The sequence below is a fragment of the Mesorhizobium sp. M7A.F.Ca.CA.001.10.2.1 genome (assembly GCF_003998575.1).
Classification (GTDB): domain Bacteria; phylum Pseudomonadota; class Alphaproteobacteria; order Rhizobiales; family Rhizobiaceae; genus Mesorhizobium.
In genome coordinates, this window is record NZ_RZQY01001111.1 from 1 (window position 1) to 1,033 (window position 1,033).

General features: G+C 65.6%; 2 protein-coding genes. Both read right to left on the minus strand.

The window, feature by feature from the left end:
- On the minus strand, window positions 1-650 hold a 650-nt coding region (locus EN964_RS35485; RefSeq protein ID WP_281059603.1), incomplete at its 3' end, for a heme biosynthesis HemY N-terminal domain-containing protein.
- Window positions 651-660: 10 nt separating this feature from the next.
- On the minus strand, window positions 661-1,033 hold a 373-nt coding region (locus EN964_RS35490), incomplete at its 5' end, for a COG4223 family protein (protein ID WP_373565087.1).

Below are 1,033 nucleotides of genomic sequence, written 5' to 3' on the forward strand. Positions count from 1 at the left end.
GTCGATTTCTGCGCGTCGACCAGTTTCAGGGCGCCGTCCCAGTCGCCGCGCGCGGTCAGCTCTTCCAGCGTCGATTCCGCTGCCCAGGCCAGCTGCGGCGCCATCACCGCGGCACGGCCGGCATAATGCCTGGCGGCGTTGCGGTCGCCAAGCCGTTCGGCTTCCAGATAAAGCCCGCGCAAGCCTAGCAGCCGCATTTCGGGATCGTCGAGCATGCTCTCGAATTTCTGTCGCGCGCCTTCATGATCGCCTTCGAGCAGCGACGCCTGCGCTTCCAGCAGGTGGATCAGCGGCTCCTGGTCGGAACGGATCAGCTTGGCGGCTTCCTTGGTCTTCTTGCGGGCCAGCGCGCCATCACCGGCGCCGGCGGCAATCATGCCGGTCGACAGCGCCTGATAGCCACGATCGCGGCGGCGGACACGGAAATAGCGCGAGATGGTGTAGGGGCTGTTCCACAGCGACTTGAGCAGCCACCACAGGATCATCACCGCGGCGACCACGGCAACGACGGCCACCGCCGCCACCATCAGGCTGACCTGGTATTGATAGCCGTTAAAAGTGACGACCATGTCGCCCGGCCGGTCGGCCAGCCAGGCAAAGCCCAGCCCGAGCGCGAAAACGACGATGAGGAAGGCGAGCAGGCGGATCATTGTGTTGCCCTCATGCCTTCATCGCGCCCGAGATCAGCGCATCGACCTGGGTTTCGACCTCGATGCGTGCCTTCAGCTTGCCGACAAAGTCCGCGCCAGCGGCCTTGGCGGCCTCGGGCAGCGTTTCATACTCGCTGAGTGCCTTCGCGTAGTCGCCCTGGTTGACCGCCGCCTCCATGCGCGCGACGGTTTCCGGTGCGCCGGCGCCTTCGACGGCGCCGATCGGCCTGACCTTGACCAGCGATTCGGCGCTCGACATCAGATTCTGCAGGAAGCCGGCATTCTCATCGACGGGCGTCGCGGCAGTGACCATGGCATTGGCGGCGGCATCAGCCTGCGATGCGATCTCGGCGCGGGTCGGAACGCCCTTTTCAGCATAGGGG